At 73.2% G+C, this 16,855-nt stretch carries 14 protein-coding genes; 7 read left to right on the forward strand and 7 right to left on the reverse strand.

Going from position 1 to position 16,855, the window contains the following annotated elements:
• The first annotated feature begins 60 nt into the window (after positions 1–60).
• Entirely contained in the window at positions 61–705 is a 645-nt protein-coding gene (locus ABZ794_RS15130) for a histidine phosphatase family protein (RefSeq protein WP_357515941.1), read from the forward strand.
• Here ABZ794_RS15130 and ABZ794_RS15135 read toward each other — a convergent pair.
• Positions 693–1,235: a hypothetical protein gene (locus ABZ794_RS15135; RefSeq protein ID WP_357515943.1), complete on the reverse strand. Its 543-nt coding sequence runs from the start codon at positions 1,233–1,235 to the stop codon at positions 693–695. The genes ABZ794_RS15130 and ABZ794_RS15135 overlap by 13 nt on opposite strands.
• A gap of 233 nt (positions 1,236–1,468) precedes the next feature.
• Between ABZ794_RS15135 and ABZ794_RS15140 the strand changes: the two genes are divergently transcribed.
• On the forward strand, positions 1,469–2,236 hold the full coding sequence (locus tag ABZ794_RS15140) for an enoyl-CoA hydratase/isomerase family protein (protein WP_357515945.1): 768 nt from the start codon (positions 1,469–1,471) through the stop codon (positions 2,234–2,236).
• A gap of 185 nt (positions 2,237–2,421) precedes the next feature.
• On the forward strand, positions 2,422–3,951 hold the full coding sequence (locus ABZ794_RS15145) for a serine/threonine-protein kinase (RefSeq protein WP_307850427.1): 1,530 nt from the start codon (positions 2,422–2,424) through the stop codon (positions 3,949–3,951).
• A 70-nt stretch (positions 3,952–4,021) separates the two neighbouring features.
• Here ABZ794_RS15145 and ABZ794_RS15150 read toward each other — a convergent pair whose 3' ends face one another.
• The 4 genes from ABZ794_RS15150 to ABZ794_RS15165 form a co-directional block, all read right to left on the reverse strand.
• Positions 4,022–4,465, reverse strand: a complete 444-nt coding sequence (locus ABZ794_RS15150; RefSeq protein WP_238689002.1) for an HNH endonuclease — start codon at positions 4,463–4,465, stop codon at positions 4,022–4,024.
• 211 nt (positions 4,466–4,676) lie between these two features.
• Positions 4,677–5,885, reverse strand: a complete 1,209-nt coding sequence (locus ABZ794_RS15155) for a hypothetical protein (protein ID WP_210780875.1) — start codon at positions 5,883–5,885, stop codon at positions 4,677–4,679.
• 67 nt (positions 5,886–5,952) lie between these two features.
• Positions 5,953–7,506, reverse strand: coding sequence for an FAD-dependent oxidoreductase (locus ABZ794_RS15160; RefSeq protein WP_210780876.1), 1,554 nt, complete (start codon positions 7,504–7,506; stop codon positions 5,953–5,955).
• A 25-nt stretch (positions 7,507–7,531) separates the two neighbouring features.
• Positions 7,532–8,020, reverse strand: a complete 489-nt coding sequence (locus ABZ794_RS15165) for an MSMEG_6728 family protein (protein ID WP_210780877.1) — start codon at positions 8,018–8,020, stop codon at positions 7,532–7,534.
• A gap of 95 nt (positions 8,021–8,115) precedes the next feature.
• On the opposite strand from ABZ794_RS15165, the gene ABZ794_RS15170 reads away from it, so the two are divergent.
• Genes ABZ794_RS15170 through ABZ794_RS15185 form a run of 4 tightly spaced genes read left to right on the forward strand, consistent with a single transcriptional unit; the run spans position 8,116 to position 14,806 of the window.
• A complete protein-coding gene (locus ABZ794_RS15170) occupies positions 8,116–10,101 on the forward strand; it encodes an NAD-binding protein (RefSeq protein WP_282102771.1) in 1,986 nt (661 codons plus the stop codon).
• 50 nt (positions 10,102–10,151) lie between these two features.
• Complete coding sequence (locus ABZ794_RS15175) at positions 10,152–13,004, forward strand: BTAD domain-containing putative transcriptional regulator (protein WP_357515949.1); 2,853 nt, start codon at positions 10,152–10,154, stop codon at positions 13,002–13,004.
• A gap of 30 nt (positions 13,005–13,034) precedes the next feature.
• Positions 13,035–14,024: an ATP-binding cassette domain-containing protein gene (locus ABZ794_RS15180; protein WP_357515951.1), complete on the forward strand. Its 990-nt coding sequence runs from the start codon at positions 13,035–13,037 to the stop codon at positions 14,022–14,024.
• Entirely contained in the window at positions 14,021–14,806 is a 786-nt protein-coding gene (locus ABZ794_RS15185; RefSeq protein WP_238689007.1) for an ABC transporter permease, read from the forward strand. Before ABZ794_RS15180 ends, ABZ794_RS15185 begins: the two co-directional genes overlap by 4 nt.
• A 19-nt stretch (positions 14,807–14,825) precedes the next feature.
• On the opposite strand, the gene ABZ794_RS15190 is transcribed toward ABZ794_RS15185, so the two are convergent.
• Both ABZ794_RS15190 and ABZ794_RS15195 read right to left on the reverse strand, forming a co-directional pair.
• The gene (locus tag ABZ794_RS15190; protein ID WP_357515953.1) at positions 14,826–16,061 is read right to left on the reverse strand and encodes an APC family permease; all 1,236 of its coding nucleotides are present in this window, start codon (positions 16,059–16,061) and stop codon (positions 14,826–14,828) included.
• A 10-nt stretch (positions 16,062–16,071) separates the two neighbouring features.
• Entirely contained in the window at positions 16,072–16,809 is a 738-nt protein-coding gene (locus tag ABZ794_RS15195; RefSeq protein ID WP_210780932.1) for a phosphatase PAP2 family protein, read from the reverse strand.
• Positions 16,810–16,855: the final 46 nt, after the last annotated feature.

The following is a 16,855-nucleotide window of genomic DNA, read 5'->3' on the forward strand; positions in this document are numbered from 1 at the left end:
CGGCCGCAGGACCGGGAGGTACGGGTCGAACTCGTACCTCCCGGTGTGTTGAGGTGGGGCATGGTGACCCGCTTGCTGTACCTGACCCGACACGCCGAGCAGGATCTCTCCGAGCCGAGTGGATCGGAGGCAGGCGAACCGGATACCGGCCTGTCGGAGCGCGGCCGGCGGCAGGCCACCCTGCTGGGCGAACGCCTGCGGGCCCGGCGGTTCGCCGCCGTCCACCACGGGCCGCTGCGCCGGGCCGCGCAGACCGCCGAGCTGGTCGCCAAGTCGCTTTCCGACGTTCCGGTGTACGAGACGGAGCTGGCCGGCGACCACCTCCCACACGACACGGATCCGGCTGGCCTGCCGTCCGCGTACGCCGAATTCCTGACGCAGTTCTCGGCGGCCGAGCGGGTCGACGGGCCGCGGGTGACGGCGGACGCGGTGCGGCGGTTCGCCGGCCCGGTCGCCGAGGGGCCCGCCGGCGGCGAACCGGTCCGCGAGCTGGTCGTGACGCACAGCTTCCTGATCGCCTGGCTGGTGCGGCACGCCCTCGACGCGCCGGAGTGGCGGTGGCTGGGCTTGAACACGCACAACGCGGGGCTGACAGTCATCCGGTACAGCGCGGCCGGCCCGGCGAATCTGGTCGCCGTCAACGACGTGGCCCACCTACCGCCGCAACTGCGGGGCACCGGCTTGCCCTCGGACTATCTGGTGTGAGTGCCGGTGGTCCGCAGAAGCAGCTTGACCACCGCCTGGGTGGCCGGCGGCGGGGTGCCGTCGGCCGGGCAGTCGGCGTACCCGGTGTCGTTGCTGGCCACGGTGAGGCGATAGTTCATCGCGTCCGAACAGTTGGTCGCGGTGGTCGGCCGCCGCGCCTCGGTGGCGAGCCGGGGGTCGGCGGCCAGCCCCGCCAGGATGCCCTGATCGGCAGGGGTGAGCCGGCCGAGGCTCCGGCTGCCGGCCCGGTCCGTCACGGTCCACTGGCCATCCGGCTCGACGACGATGGAGTCCCCGCGCCCGGCGAAGCCACCGGAGATTCGTAACGTCACTCGGGGGGCCACACCGCTGGCCCCGGCGCTGACAGTGGGGGCGGTCGTCGGCTGCGAGGTGCCGGTGGCCGGGGCGGTAGCGGTGGTGGCCGACGGCTGGGTCGGGGTGGTGGTGGGGGCTCGGTCGACGCTGGTGCAACCGGTCAGAAGCGCGGCCAGGAACGCGACCGTGACGGCGGTCGTCGATGCGAGTCTCATCTCCGTCGGACGCGCGACCCCAACCGATGGTTCCCCCCATCCGACCGGAAGCGGTCCGCGCCGTTCTGGCAATCTTGGACCCTCTGCGCTGACGGAAACTGTCCAAGATTGCTTCAGCAGTGCGCCTGCGCCGGGCCGGACTGATCGTCTTCGCTAGGGTCGCCGCACCCGACGCGCGACGTCGGCGACCAGATTGGCGGCGTCGCCCCTCGGGGGCGCGGGAAGGAGCGGACGTGTCGGACGCGGAGTTGACGGTCGAGGTGGCCGGGCCGGTCGCCACCGTGGTGATGCACAACCCGGCTCGGCGTAACGCGATGACCGCCGCCATGTGGCGTCAGCTCCCCGAACTGCTCGACCGGCTGGAGCCCGACCCCGACGTACGGGCGTTGGTGCTCACTGGCGCCGGCGACGCCTTCTGCGCGGGCGCCGACCTCGGTGACCTGGCCGAGCTGTTGGACGCCGGTGACGCCAGCATCGCGGTGGCCGCCGAGGAACGGCTGGCCCGGTTCGCCAAGCCGACCGTCGCGGCCATCCGGGGTGCCTGCGTCGGCGGTGGGGCTCAGCTCGCTGTCGCCTGCGATCTGCGGATCGCCGCCGACGACGCCCGGTTCGGCGTACCGCCGGCCCGGCTCGGGCTGGTCTATCCGGCGCCGACGACGCGCCGGCTGGTCCGGTTGGTCGGCCCGTCCGCCGCCAAGCTTTTGCTGTTCACCGCAGAGCTGATCGACGCCGAGCGCGCCCTGCGGATCGGCCTGGTCGACGAGGTGCTGCCGGCCGACCGGCTCGCCGTACGGGTGGACGAGCTGACCGCGACCATCGCCCAGCGTTCGCCGCTGAGCATCGCCGCCGCGAAGGAGATCATCGACGAGCGGGCCGAGCCCGCACGGATCGCCTGGTGGCACCGGAAGGTGACGACGACCGGCGAGGCCAGGGAGGGGGTAGCGGCGATGACCGAACGCCGACAGCCCCGCTTCGCCTGGCGGCCACCGACCGAACACTGACCGCGTCTGGTCGCACCGCCGGCGGTTGGTTCGTCAGGCTGCTGCTCCGAGAAGCCCGCCGGGGGCGAGGCATTGCTGCGGGACCACCCGGATCTGAGCGGACGCTAGCTGAAGCCGGTCCCACTCATTGCGAGATTTCGATCCCGGGTATCCGGTTCTCAGGCCGGTACGGCAGGCTGTCCGTCGTGCAGCGTGATCAGTTGCTCGCGGGCCGCTACCGGCTCCTGGAGCGCCTCGGCAGTGGCGGCATGTCGGAGGTGTATCGGGCGTACGACGAGGTGCTCGAGCGGGACGTGGCGGTGAAGGTGCTCGTCGCCTCGGACACCAACGCCCGACAGCGGATCCGAGGCGAGGCCAAGGCCGCGGCTCGGTTGTCGCATCCCCACGTCACAAGCGTCTACGACTACGGCGAGTCGGCGCTGGACGGAGCCCAGGTCCCGTTCGTGGTGATGGAGTTGCTCGGCGGTCACACCCTCGAACACCGGTTGGTGGCCGGGCCGTTGCCGCCGCGCGCCGGTCTGCGGGTGTGCGCCGAGGTGGCCTCGGCCCTCACCGTCGCGCACGGGCAGGGGTTGGTGCACCGCGACATCAAGCCGAGCAACGTGATGCTCACGCCGTCCGGCGCGAAGGTGCTCGACTTTGGCATCGCGGCAGCCGCCGGCGCGCCAGAGATCGACTTCGAGGGGCGGCTGCTGGGCACGCCGGCGTACCTGGCGCCGGAACGGCTGCAGGCCGGCGAGGTGCTGCCCGCCAGCGACGTGTACGCCCTCGGCCTGCTGCTGTACCGGGTGCTCACCGGCCGGTTGCCGTGGCCCGCCGAGGCGCAGACCGGGATGCTCCGCGCGCACACGCACGTCGAACCGGACCCGCTGCCCCCGATCGACGGTATACCGCCCGAGGTGCACCGGCTCTACCGCTGGTGCCTGGCCGGCGACCCTGCCGACCGGCCGTCGGCCGCCGACACGGCCCGCATATTGCTCGCCGTCGCCAGCGGGGCCGCCCCCGAGGCGGCTGCCGGTGCCGCTGCCTCGGCGGCAAACGTCGCCGAGCAGGCCGGCCCCGAGCCGACTGGCCCCAAGCCGGCCGGCACCGAGGAGGCCGGCACCGAGCCGACCGGCGATTCGGTGGCGCGGATGAGGCGCGGGCCGTGGCGTCGGGGGCGAGCCATCCTGACGGTCGGCGGAGCCGTGATCGCCGCGGTGGCGCTCGCCGGGTCGCTCGGTGACTTCAGCAATCGTCGACAGGGACAGAGCGCCGCGCCGACCGGCAGTGGCCCGGGCACCACCACGGTGGGGATGCCCGGCATCGAGGACCCGACCGACCCGGTTGATGCCGGTCCGTCCGCCGCACCGCCGACCAGGAACACCGCGCCCGCTACCCGGATCAACCCCCCGTCCGGTCCGGGCGGGCCAGTGGTCCCGGGCCCGACGCCCGCCACCTCTGGCCCGACCCCGACCAGGGCTGCGCCGACTCCCACCGCCGGCGCCGGTGTGCCCGTCGAGGCGCACGGCGGGACGGTCACCGCTCGCTGCGTGGGAAATTCGGTCGAGGTGCTCGCTGTGGTGCTCGCGCCCGATTTCCGGGTCGAGGGGTACGACCCGGGGCCGGCGAAGCAGATCCTGGTCGAGCTGACCTCCGCGGAGCACCGCAGCGAGATCCGGGTGCAGTGCCCCAACGGCCAACTGAAGTCGAAGGTCAAGGAACGCGCGGCCTGATCGGGGGCCGGCGGGTGCCGCGTCCGGGACGTACCCGAAACGCGGCCCCCCGTTCCCGCCGGCCGGTCCGTCACCGCCCGGCGAGCGCCGCCCAGCCCGGGTTCACCGGCTCACGGCGCAGCGGCATGCCCGCCTCCGCCGGCGTCCGGTCCCCCTTGCGCTGGTTGCAGGCGCAGCAGGCGGCGGTGGTGTTTCGCCAGGTGTTCCGACCGCCGCGCGAGCGGGGCAGGATGTGGTCGATGGTGGAGGCCGGGCCGCCGCAGTACGCGCAGCACCTGTTGTCGCGGCGCAGCACACCGGCGCGCGACCAGGCCGGCCCGGAGTTGAATCTCCACCGGGTGACCACGAAGCGGACCAGCCGTACCACCCGGGGCATCGGGAAGACCCCGATCACCCGGTCCGGCTCGGCCTCGTGGATCTCGGCCACCCGGCGGCAGAGCATGCGGACGGCGTGTTGGACGGTGACCCGGTGCAGCGGGCCGAGGTCGGCGTTGATGACGAGGACGGCGTCCACCGGGACTCCTTTCCAGAGGTGACGGACAGCAAGAAGCCGCCCGGTCCGGCTGTCGGACGGGGCGGCTCAGCGCGTACGGACACGCGTCAGTCGGGCCGGCCCGCCCGGGGACCTTCCGCTCGGTAACCGTCACCGGGCAGCGTCGACAGCACGGTGCTGACGTGCCACATCGTCATGAGCTGCTCCCGCGGTGGTGGTTGACCTTGCGCGCTCACGTTAGGTCGACGGGGGAGACAGGGGCAACGTATTTCGATCGGTCGGCCTCGTCGGGACGCCGCTGGCGGCGGGTGCGGGGAGCTGCCTTGGCCGAGACCTGGGCGGTGGTCAGCGGCCGGTTCAGCCGCAGGGCCATCCGTGCGGTGAGTTCGCTGTCCAGCAGCGGCCGGTTGACCTCACCGGCGACGGCCAGCGCGGGCCCGGAGACCGACCGCCAGATCGCGGCCAGCCCGGCGCCGAGGCCCACCAGCGCTACCGTGGCCCGGGTGGTCGGTGAGCCGGCGGCCGCGGCGGCACTCACCCCGACGACCGCGAAGAGCACCAACAGCAGGGGTACGAGCACCGGCCAGAAGATGCCTCGGGCCGCCTGCGCCACCAGTCGCCGGTCTCGGATGATCAGGTTCCGGGCGATCACCGCGTAGTCCTCCTCGTCGAGCAGGTCGCGCGGGTGCAGGCCACCGGTGAGCACGTCGCGCCAGAGGTCACCCTGGCCGCGCAGCGCCCGGCTCAGGGTGGCGGGCGTCGGCTCGGTCGGGTCCCCGTGGCCGGCGCTGTCGACAGCGCTCGCCCAGGCGGCCAGCGAGCGGCGCACCACCGCGGCCGAGTACGGCGGCAGCACACTGGCCAGCTCGTCCAACCACCTGCTGATCTGGACCTGCCGGCCGCCGAACTGGCGCAGCAACTGCGTGACGTCGCCGGCTCGGACGGTGTCGGCCACTGAACGGCCCAGTCGGTAGGCCAGCCCGACCCGGTGGTTGGCGGCCATCGCCCAGCGCAGCACCTCCACGTTGAGGTCGTCGAGGGCGAGCAGCAGCGGCACCGGGTCGGCGGGATCGGGCTGGCCCAGGTCGGGGAGCAGGGCTCGGGCGGCCGACGTGTCGGGCACCGGCCCGGTGTGCCGGGTGAGGTCGGCGATCTGGGCCAGGGCGACGTCCACCCCGTCGAGGTACATCCGCATTCGACGGTGGACGGACATCTCGGTGAGGTTGGAGAGTTTGGCCGGCGGTACGGCCGGGCGGGCCTCGACGAACGCGCGGGGCTCCGCGTGCTGCCCGTGGTGGTAGGCGTCCGCCATCCACCAACCCAGTCGGAGCGCGGTGACGATGCAGGCGCGCTCGTCACGGATCAGCGGGTACGCGTCGTCGCGGCCGATCTCGTCCATCGACGAACCGTTCTCCGCGCCGGCGCGGTGCAGTGGTGACATCTCCCGCTGCCCTCCCGCCCGGCCGATCGACGGTTGATCATTCGAGCGTACGGCAGCGTACGGTGGCTTATGTTGTGTTTTGTCGATTTGGCCCGATGCGACCGGCCAGCAGCCCACGCGGTCGGATCGAGCGCACCGGCTCGGCCGCGCCACCCTCGGCGCGCAGGATGTGGTTCGCGGCGATGATCCCGGTCGCGGCCGAGCGTTCCATCAACGCGCTCGGGAAGCCCGTGGCGATGCCGTCGCCGGCCAGGTAGAGGCCGTTCGCGTCGGTGCGTACCCCCGGTCGCCAGGCGTGGCTGCCCGGCGTGAACGCCGGAGCCTGCGCCTCCACCCGGGCCCGCAGCTCGCGGACCCGCAGGTCGCCGGCCTCCGGCCAGAGCGCCACCAGCTCGCGGCGCATCCGCTCGGCCAGTTCCTCGGCCGGCACGCCGGGCTCGCAGGCGTACGCGTGCAACTCGACGACCGAGCCGCCGGTCTGCTGCGCCCAGCGCCGCGGCTCGTTCTCCAGCCGGTGGTAGAGCGTCACCGAGTCCAGTGTGGGCTGGCGGGACACACCGCTGAACACCGCCCGCTCGGCGGCCACGTCCCCGTCACACCAGTACCGCGCCACCGCGTACGGCGGGCCGGGGGTGCCGAAGGCCGGCATCCTTCCCGCCAGGTCGGGAGCCTGCTCGGCCAGGTCCGGGGAGGCCGCCACCAGCGCGGCGAGCGCCGGCGGGTCGACGGCGAGCACGACGTGCCCGGCCGGATGGCTGCCGCCGTCGGTGGTCGTCACCCGCCACCCCTCGGCGTCGCGGTGCACCCCGGTGGCGGCGCAACTGGTGAGGACCCGGCCGCCGTGCTTCTCCACGTGTCGGGTCAGCGGCTCCCAGATCGCCGTGGCGTAGTCCTCGTCGGGGCAGTCGAAGGCCAGCCCTTCCGGGTTGCCGAGCAGATAGAAGTGGAACTGGGCGACCATCTCGGCGGCCGACATCTCCGCCTCGTGGTTGAAGAACGAGTGCGAGAAGACCTCGAACAGCATCGCCCGCGCCCGATCCGGCAGTCGCAGCGACGCCAGCAACTCGTCGGCTGTGGTGTCGTCCAGGTCGGCGTAGGTGCGCACCGGGTCGTAGCTGAGCAGCGGCAGCGCCGCGTCCCGGTCCATCAGTCGCAGGTCGGCCAGGCGCAGGCTGGGGCTGCGCAGCAGCAGCGCCAGCAGGTTTGCCGGCGGCGCGGGTGGCAACCTGCCGAACTCCTCGGTCGGCCACTGCCCGCTGAGAATCGGGTAGCCCGGAATCGGCTTGAGGAAGCCCAGGTCAGGATCGATCCGGCGGAGGATGGACCGCCAGTTGTAGTACTGCCGGAAGAACGCGTGGAAGCCGTGCTCGTTCTGCTGGCTGCCGTCGGCGAGCGCCTCCGGCCAGGCGCCCAGTCGACCGCCGAGCGTCGGTGCCGCTTCCAGCACGGTGACCGCCACACCCCGTTCGGCCAGCACCACCGCCGCCGACATGCCGGCGATGCCGCCACCCACCACGAGCGCCGTGGTCGGTCGTGGCACCCGGTCGGCGCCACCACCGCCCGGGTCCACCTGGTGCTGCCGTACGCCGATCAGCCGACCTACCACTTGCGACAGCGCCATGGGGCCCAGTCTGCCCCACCTCGGATCAGTCGGCTGGCAAGCAACGGCGGGGACGGTCGGAGGCCGGCCAGACGTACTCCAGGTCCTCCGGCACGTCGTCGCCGAACAGCGGGCGGTAGTGCGTCGGGTCCTTGCGCAGCAGCGACGAGCGGTGACTCAGGTGCAGATCGTCGCGGCCCAGCCATGGTGGCAGCTCACCGGCTCGGGCCAGCTCGTCCTGGGTCCGTACGACGCCCGCACCGCAGGCGGCGGCGAGGTCGACGGCCATCGTGGTGGCGCAGGTGTCGGCCCGCCCCGGCTCGGTCCAGACCGCGCACATGTCCAACCCGTAGCGGACGAGCGCCTCCTCGTACCCGGCCCACATCTTCACCGCCGGGTGGTTGCGCCAGCCGTACCCGGGTCGGGTGAGCCCGCGCAGCACCTGGATGGCCTCCACCCGCTGCTTGCCCAGCCGCTTCTGGTCCAGCGTGCGGGCGCTGGCCAGAAAGCCCGGGTACGGGAGGAACGTCTGCATGTCGCTGCTCTACCCGGCACCGGAGCGGACATACCTGGTCACGGGATGATCCGGACGGGGTCGCCCACCGTGGCCGTGCTGATTACGATCCGGGCATGGCGGAGCCGTGGCGGGACCGGGCGCGACGGGCGGTCGAGTGGAACTGGCGGCTACGGTCCGTCGGTGATCCGCGCCCGCACTACGTGATCTGTGGCAAGGACGCGCTCGCCTACTACGTGGCCCGGGCGATGCTCGAATCCGAGCTGCCGGCGGGAGGGGCCCGGGTGACAGTCGTGGTGCCGGAGCGTTACCGCAGCAACGGGCCGGACGTGGCCGGGCTGCGCGGGGTCCGGGTGGTCCGCTCGGACCGGCTGGACGTGGCCACCTTCGAGGCCGCCGGTCTGGCCGGCGCGACCGGGCTGGCCCTGTTGCACCAGGACGACGTGGGCAACCTGCACGCCGCGCTCTGCGCCCAGGCTGTCGACCAGCGGGTCCGCCAGGTGCTGCGGATGTTCAACGGCACCCTTGCCGACGGCGTACGCAAGCTGCTCAAGGCCCCGGTCGAGGTGCTCTCCGACGCCGAGATGGCCGCGCCGGCCTTCGTGGCCGCCGCGCTCAACGAGGTCGACCCGAGTTCCTTCCAACACCGGGACAAGACGCTGCGGGTGGCGCGTCGGGCCGACGTCCGACAGCAGGACGTGGTCTGCGCGTTGGCGCACCTCAGCGAGGCGCAGGGGGTGGAGTTGCTGCCGGCCGAGCAGGCCGGAGCCGACCTGGTGCTCGCCGAGGCGACCGGTCAGCCACCGGGCACCGAGGTCGCCGCCCGCCGGTTGGTCCGGGCACGTCAGCGTCGTCGTCCGGTCGCCGTGGTGCTGGGGGCGGTCCGCGGCTTCGCCACCCGCAAGATCGGCGTTGCGGTGATGGCGGTGCTCGCGCTGATCGCGGTGCTGGGGGCGCTGATCTCCCGGGCCGAGGACGTCTCCCCGCTGGAGGCGCTGTACCTGACCCTGGTCACCACCCTCAGCGGCGCCGACCCGGACACCACCAAGGCGGCGGACGCCCAGATCATGCAGGTGGTGCTCAACCTGGCCGGGTTGGCGCTGATCCCGCTGATCACCGCCGTCGTGGTGGACGGCATCGTCAACGCCCGGCTGGCCCTGCACACCGGCCGCCTGCAACCCGCGCGGGTCGGGCACGTGGTGGTGATCGGCCTGGGCAACGTCGGCACCCGGGTGATGGCGCAGCTACGCGAGTACGACGTCGAGGTGGTGGCGATCGACAAGGATCCGGAGCCGCGCGGTGCCGCCCTGGCCCGCCAACTGGAGGTGCCGCTGATCGTCGGCGACGCCGCGTTGCCGGAGACACTTGTCGCCGCCTCGGTGGCCGACTGCCAGGCGCTGGTGGTGGCGTCCACCGACGACGTGGCCAACCTGGAGGCGGCGCTCGCTGCCCGCGACCTCCGCGCCGACCTGCGGGTGGTGCTACGGCTCTTCGACGGTGACTTCGCCGAACGGGTGGAGGAGACATTCGCGCTCGGGGTGTCCCGCTCGGTCTCCTACCTGGCCGCCCCGGCCTTCATCGGGGCGCTCACCGAACGCGCCGTGATCACCACGATCCCGGTCGACCGGCACGCGTTGCCGGTCGCCGAGGTGCCGGTCGCCGCCGGCTCCGCGCTGGACGGCCGACCGCTGGGCGTGGTCAACCGGGACGGGCAGGTCCGGCTGATCGCCCGCACCCCGTCGGGCGGCGCCAAGACCATCTGGTGGAAGGACCTCGACCCCCGGCAGGTGATCTTCGCTGGTGACCGGCTGACGGTGGTCGCCCGGCGTCGCGGGTTGGACTGGCTGACGCGGCAGTGCGCCCCGCCGGCCCACCCCGTCCCGGTCCCCCGGCCGGCCGGGGCGGTCCACGGCGGGGTGCACACCCCGGCGGCGGCGTCTCCCTCGGTGCCCGGCCCGACGGACTCCGGGGTCGCCGCGTCCGCGCCCGGCGCGGCGCATCCCGTTCCCCCCGCCGAGGGTGCCTCTTCGACGACCAACGGCGGCCTAGCTGACGGATTCGAGCTGACCCGCCGGCATGACGGGACCGGCGAGGTGAGCTGACGCCACCCGGCGCGGCCAGAACCGGCCGGCGCTGAGCGACAATCCATGCCATGCGTTTCCGCATCCTGGGGCCGACCCAGGTGGTGCTGGCCGACGGGCGAGAGGTCCCCGTGGGCGGTCCGCGGCTGCGCGCCCTGCTGGCGCTCCTCCTGCTCGACGCCGGTCGGGTGGTCTCCGCGGAGCGCCTGATCGACGGCCTGTACGGGGAGCATCCGCCCCGGGGTGCTGCCAACGCGCTCCAGTCCCAGGTGTCGCGGCTGCGCCAGGCCCTGCCCGCCGGGCACGACCCGGTCGAGTTTCACCCGGCCGGTTACCGCCTGGCCGTGGACCCCGACGAAGTCGACGCGTACCGGTTCGAACGGCTCGCCGAGGCGGGGCACCGCGCGCTCGTCGACGGCGACTGGCCCCGGGCGGCGACGGTGTTGCGCGAGGCGCTGGAGCTGTGGCGTGGTCCCGCCCTGGCCGATGCCATCGGCGCCGCCGGCGCGTCCGCGCAGGCGGCTCGGCTGGACGAACTGCGGTTGGCCGCCATCGAGGATCGGGTCGAGGCGGACCTGGCGTTGGGCGCACAGAGCGCGCTGGTCGCGGAGTTGCGGGAGTTGGTCGTCACGCATCCCCTGCGGGAGCGTCCGCGGGGCCAGCTCATGCGTGCCCTGGCGACACTGGGTCGGCCGGCGGAGGCGCTGGCCGAGTTCGAGGACGTCCGGCACACGCTGGCCGAGCAGCTCGGCGTCGACCCGTCGGCGGAGTTGGCGGCGGTTCACCTGGCGGTGCTGCGCGGTGAGGAACGCGGGTCGGTCGAACCGGTGCTGCCGAGTCAACTCACCACCTTCGTCGGGCGCGAGGAGGAACTCAAGCGCGTCGGCGACCTGCTCGGCGAGCGCCGGCTCGTCACCCTCACCGGCCCCGGTGGGGCGGGCAAGACGCGACTGGCGATCGAGGCCGCGGGCGGGGTCGACGGCGAGGTCCGTTTCGTCGAGCTGGCCGGGCTGGCCGACGGGTCGGACGTTCCGCAGGCGGTGCTGAGCGCGCTCGGCCTGCGCGACGCGGGCCTGCGTGCCCCGGCCGAGCCGGGCTGGCAGACCACCGACCGGTTGGTCGAGGCGCTCGCCGAGCGGCGACTGCTGCTGGTGCTCGACAACTGCGAGCACGTCCTCGTCGACGCGGCCCGGCTGGCGGCCCGGCTGCTGAGCGCGTGCCCGGCGTTGCGCGTCCTGGCCACCAGTCGGGAGCCGCTGGGGCTGGCCGGTGAGGCGCTGTGCCCGCTGTCCGGGCTCACCCTGCCACCGCTCGGCGCGTCCGCGCTGGACGCCGACGACTACGCGGCAGTTGGTCTCTTCGCCCAACGGGCCGCCGACGTCGCGCCCGACTTCACCGTCACGCCGGCCAACGTCGAGATGGTGCTGCGGATCTGCCGCAGCCTGGACGGCCTGCCGCTGGCGATCGAGTTGGCCGCCGCGCGGCTGCGGGCGCTGTCCGTCGCCGAGGTGGCCGCCCGTCTCGACGACCGGTTCCGGCTGCTGTCGACGGGCAACCGGGCCGCGTCGCCGCGACACCGCACCCTCCGGGCCGTGGTCGAGTGGAGTTGGGATCTGCTCGACGACGCCGAACGGGAAGTGGCCCGGCGGCTGACCGTCTTCGCCGGTGGGGCCACGCTGGAAGCGGCCGAGCGGGTCTGCGGCCTGCCCACCGCCGACTTCGTCGACGCACTCACCGGCCTGGTCGACAAGTCCTTCGTGGAGATGACGGGTGGCCGGTACCGGATGCTCGAAACGGTGCGGGCCTTCTGCGCCGAGCGCCTCGCCGAGGCCGGCGAGGCCGACCAACTCCGTCGCGCGCACACCGCGTACTTCCTGGAGTTCGCCTGGACCGCCAGCGACCACCTCCGGCGTGCCGAACAACTGCACTGGCTGCGGCTGCTGGACGCGGAGCGGGACAACCTGCACGCGGCGTTGCGCCGGGCCACCGCGGCCGGTGACGCGTCCGACGCGGCCGGAATGGTCGCGGCCCTGTCGTTCTACTGGTGGCTGCGCGGCATGCGCGGGGAAGGGGCGCGGCTCGCCGCGGACGTCCTCGAACTGCTCGGCACCGAGGCGCCGCCGGGGCTGGGTGAGGAGTTCGCCCTCTGCGTCTACAACGCCTCGCTCGCCGGCTCCGGGCATCTGCCGTCCCTCGGGACGCAGCGGTCAGTGATCCGCAGCCTCGACCGGCCGCCCCGACAGCCCTTCCTGCTGTACCTGTCGGGGATCTCGACGGGACCGCCGTCCGGCGGCGCCGAGGATGTCGACGAGCTGATGGCGGAGCTGCGGCGGCTGGTCGGCCCGGACCCGTGGATCAACGCGCTCGGCGCGATGGGCAGCGGCTCGGCGCTGATGTGGAGCGACCAACGGGACCGGGCCAGGGCCGCGCTGGCCACTGCGCTCGACGGCTTCCGCGCCACCGGGGACCGGTGGGGCACCATGATCACGCTCGGTGCGCTCGGCGAACTGGCCGCCTGGCAGGGCGATCCGGAGACGGCGGGGGCCCACATGGATGAGGCCATGGGACTGGTCGAGGCGCTCGGGTCGGCCGTCGACCAGGCCGACATGCTGCGTACCCGGGGCGAGATAAGGCTGCGCGCCGGTGACCTCGCGGCGGCGCACGACGACTTCGCCGGTGCGCTGCTCCTCGCGCAGCGCAGCGGCGCGCCCGAGTTCGTGGCCAGCGCCCGGCTCGGCCTCGCCCAGGTGGCCCGGGTGCGCGGAGACCTGGCCGCCGCGAGGCGGTTCTGCGAGGAGGCGTTGGCCGGCGGGCTCACCGGCTGGTACGTCGGCGAGGCCGCCCGTGCCGAGATCATTCTCGCCCTTAAGGAGATCACCGAGGCGGAGAAGGCCGGTGCGCCGCCGTCAGCGGACGGTGCGTGACCGGTCAGCGCCCGGCAGCACCGTGGGGGCATGACGACATTCGAGGTGGTCGCCGAGGGTCTGGGCAAGCGGTACGGCCCGACCCGTGCGCTCGACACGTTCGACCTGACAGTGCCACCCGGCACGGTCCACGGACTGCTGGGACCGAACGGCGCGGGCAAGACGACTGCCGTACGGATCCTCACCACGCTGCTGCGTTTCGACACGGGACGGGCCACAGTGGCCGGGTACGACGTGCTGCGCCGGCCGGACGAGGTGCGCGCCCGGATCGGGCTGACCGGGCAGTACGCCGCGGTCGACGAGATCCTCAGCGGCCGGCAGAATCTGGAGCTGTTCGGCCGCCTGTTCCGGCTCGGCCGACGGGAGGCCCGCCGACGCGCCGGTGAGCTGCTGGAACGGTTCGGGCTCGACGAGGCGGCGAGCCGGTCCGCCGGTGAGTACTCGGGTGGGATGCGTCGCCGGTTGGACCTCGCCGCCAGCCTGATCCGTACGCCGCGGGTGCTGTTCCTGGACGAGCCGACGACCGGCCTGGACCCGCGCAGCCGCAACCAGGTGTGGGACCTGGTCCGCGGTCTCGTGGCGGACGGGACGACCGTGCTGCTCACCACGCAGTACCTGGAGGAGGCCGATCAGCTCGCCGACCGGATCTCGGTGATCGACGCCGGTCGGGTGGTGGCCGAGGGTTCACCGGACCAACTGAAGGCGATGACCGGTGGCGACCGGATCGAGGTGGTGGTCCGCGACGCGGCCGAGCTGAGCCGGGCGGCCCGCCTCGTCGCACCGATCTGCGGTGCGGAACCCGAACTCGACCCGGTGATCCGACGGCTCAGCGTGCCGGTGCTCGATCGCGTCGCCGGCCTGGTCGACGTGGTACGCGCGCTGGACGACGCCGGCATCGCGGTCGAGGACATCGGCCTGCGGCGCGCGACGTTGGACGAGGCATTCCTGCACCTGACCGGGCACCGGCCGGACGAGGCCCGCGAGCCCGTGGCGGCCGAACGAACTGTGGAGGTGGCATGACCACGGCGATCGCTGACGGTTGGACGATGACCAGGCGGAACATGACCCACGTGGTCCGCGCTCCGGAGGAGCTGATCCTCTACTTCTCGCTGCCGATCATGTTCGTGCTGGTCTTCGGGTACGTGTTCGGCAGCGGCATGCAGGTGGCGGGTGGCGGCAACTACCGCGAGTTCCTGCTGCCCGGGGTCTTCGTGATGACGATGCTCTACGGGTTGGGGGCCACCGCGACCGGCGTGGCGCTGGACCTCAGCCGGGGCGTGGTCGACCGGTTCCGGTCGATGCCGATGGCACGGTCCGCCCTGATGACCGGTCGCAGCGCCGCCGACCTGCTGCGCGCCCTGCTGGAGATGTCCACCCTCCTGGTGTGTGGCCTGCTCGTCGGGTGGCAGTGGCGACAGGGTGTCGGAAAGGCGATGCTCGCCGTCGCTCTCCTTCTGCTGCTGCGAATCGCTATCACCTGGGTCGGGATCTACCTGGCGCTGCTGGTCCGCAACCCGGACACGGTCGGCGTGATCGTCTTTCCGGCGGCGTTCCCGTTGAGCGCGATCTCCAACGTCTTCGTGTCGCCCGAGCTGATGCCTCCGGTCATCGGGACGATCTCGGAGTGGAACCCGTTGTCGGCCACCGTCGCGGCGATCCGCGAACTGTTCGGCAACCCGGGCCTGGGTGGCGACTCCTGGCCGGCGGAGCACGCGCTGCTGTTGGCGGTGCTGTGGCCGGTGCTGCTGATCGCGACGTTCGCCCCGCTGGCCGTGCGCCGCTACCAGCGGTTGAGCCGCTGACGCCGGCCGCCTGCCCGGGTCAGCGGTGGGCCAGCAGCGCGTAGCAGGCGGCACCGACGGCGAGCACGCCGAAGCCGGCGATCACGCTGCTCAGCGGCAGGTTGACCGCGAGCAGCAGACAACCGAAGAGCCCGAGAACGGCGAGCGCCCGGACCGGCAAGCGTCGGTCCGGGTCCCGGCCCAGGGTGATCGCCGCCGCGTTGGTGATCGCGTAGTAGACCAGCACCGTGCAGCTGGAGAAGCCGATCGCGTCGCGGACGTCGCCGAGCAGCACCACCACGATCACCACGGCGGCGACCGCCAGCTCGGCCCGGTGCGGCACCTGGTGCACAGGGTGCACGGCGGCCAGCGCACCGGGCAGGTCACGGCGGCGGGCCATCGCGAGGGTGGTCCGACCGACCCCGGCGACCAGGGACAGCAGCACCCCGACGACTGCGATGGTGGCACCGGCGCGGACCACCCACGCCAGGCCGGGCAGCCCGGCGGCGGTCACCACGTCGACAAGGGGCGCGGCGGAGTCGGCCAGCCGGTCGGCGCCGAGCACGCCGAGGGTGACCACGGCCAGCACCAGGTAGATCACGAGCACCACCCCGAGCGCCAGCGGCAGCGCGCGCGGGATGGTCCGTTGCGGGTCGCGGACCTCCTCGCCGAGCGTGGCGATCCTGGCGTACCCGGCGAACGCGAAGAACAGCAGCCCGGCGGCGGTGAGCACGCCCCGCGCCGAACCGCCGGGTTCGCCGAGCCGGTCCAGATGCACCGGCCCACCGACCAGGCCGACGACCGTGACCAGGGCGAGCACCGCCAGCACGAGCGCGACCAGCGCCCTGGTCACGGTGGCCGTCTTGCCGATGCCGCGCAGGTTCACGGCGGTCACCGCGAGCACCGCGCCGACGGCGACCAGCCGGGCCTGCCCCGGCCACAGGTACGCCCCGATGGTCAACGCCATCGCCGCGCAGCTTGCCGTCTTGCCGACCACGAACCCCCAGCCGGCCACGAAACCGGCGAACGGTCCGAGGCGCTCCCGGCCGTAGACGTAGGTGCCACCGGACTCCGGGTAACGGGCCGCCAGCCGCGCCGAGCTGGTCGCGTTGCAGAAGGCGACGAAGCCGGCCAACGCCAGCGCGGGCAGCAGGCCCGCGCCGCCGGCCGCCGCCACCGCCGGGCCGAAGACCACGAAGATGCCCGCGCCCAGCATCGAGCCCAACCCGATGACAACCGCATCGGGTACGCCCAACCGCCGCCTTAGTTGATCCACGAACCACAACCTAGGGGTACGAGGTGAACGGCCGATCCCACTCGCGTAACCGGCCGGGGAGCGGCACGCCGTCCCAGGGTGCCCGGTGCAGCAGCCGGTCCAGGAGCAGGCCCAGCAGCAGCCCGGCCACCGAGTCGGTCAGCCAGTGCCAGCCGAGGTAGGTGGTGGTGGTGAGGACGACCAGCGGCGGCACGACGCGGATCACTGTGACGAGCCGGGCTGGCAATTGGCGGCCGAAGCTGCGGGCCAGCGGGGCGAGCAGCAGCGCGATGACCCCGTACCAGACGATCGCGTTGGCGACGTGCCCCGACGGGTAGGACTGGGCGAACCGCACCGGCAGGTCGTCGTGGAACAGCGGCAGGGTCTGCTCGGGCGTCAGGAACGGCTCCTTGACGCTGGCGCTCGGTGCCGCCCGCGCGGTCCAGATCTTGAGTGGGCCGATCGTCAGGTTGGTCAGCGCGAACGCGACCACCGGAGGCAGAATCGGCCGCACCGACCGCAGCCGGACGGCCAGCAGCACGCCCAGCCCGACGGCGATCAACGTCAGCGGAGTGCCCTGGCCGAGGAAGTTCAGCACCCGGGCGACCCAGTAGGCGGCGGCCGGCCGGTGCCCGTCGGCCCAGTCGGCGATCGCCCGGTCCACTCCGAAGAGCTGGTCGGCGGCGAGCGCCACCGTCAACCCGACCAGACCGACCAGCAGGAGCGCGTCGAACCACCAGCCGGCCGGCCGGACGGACCGTAGCCGCAGGTCACGTCGTACCGCTGAGGGTTTGAGCACGCGACCACGCTACCGG

Source organism: Micromonospora sp. NPDC047187 (genome assembly GCF_040643355.1).
Taxonomy (GTDB): Bacteria; Actinomycetota; Actinomycetes; order Mycobacteriales; family Micromonosporaceae; genus Micromonospora; species Micromonospora salmantinae.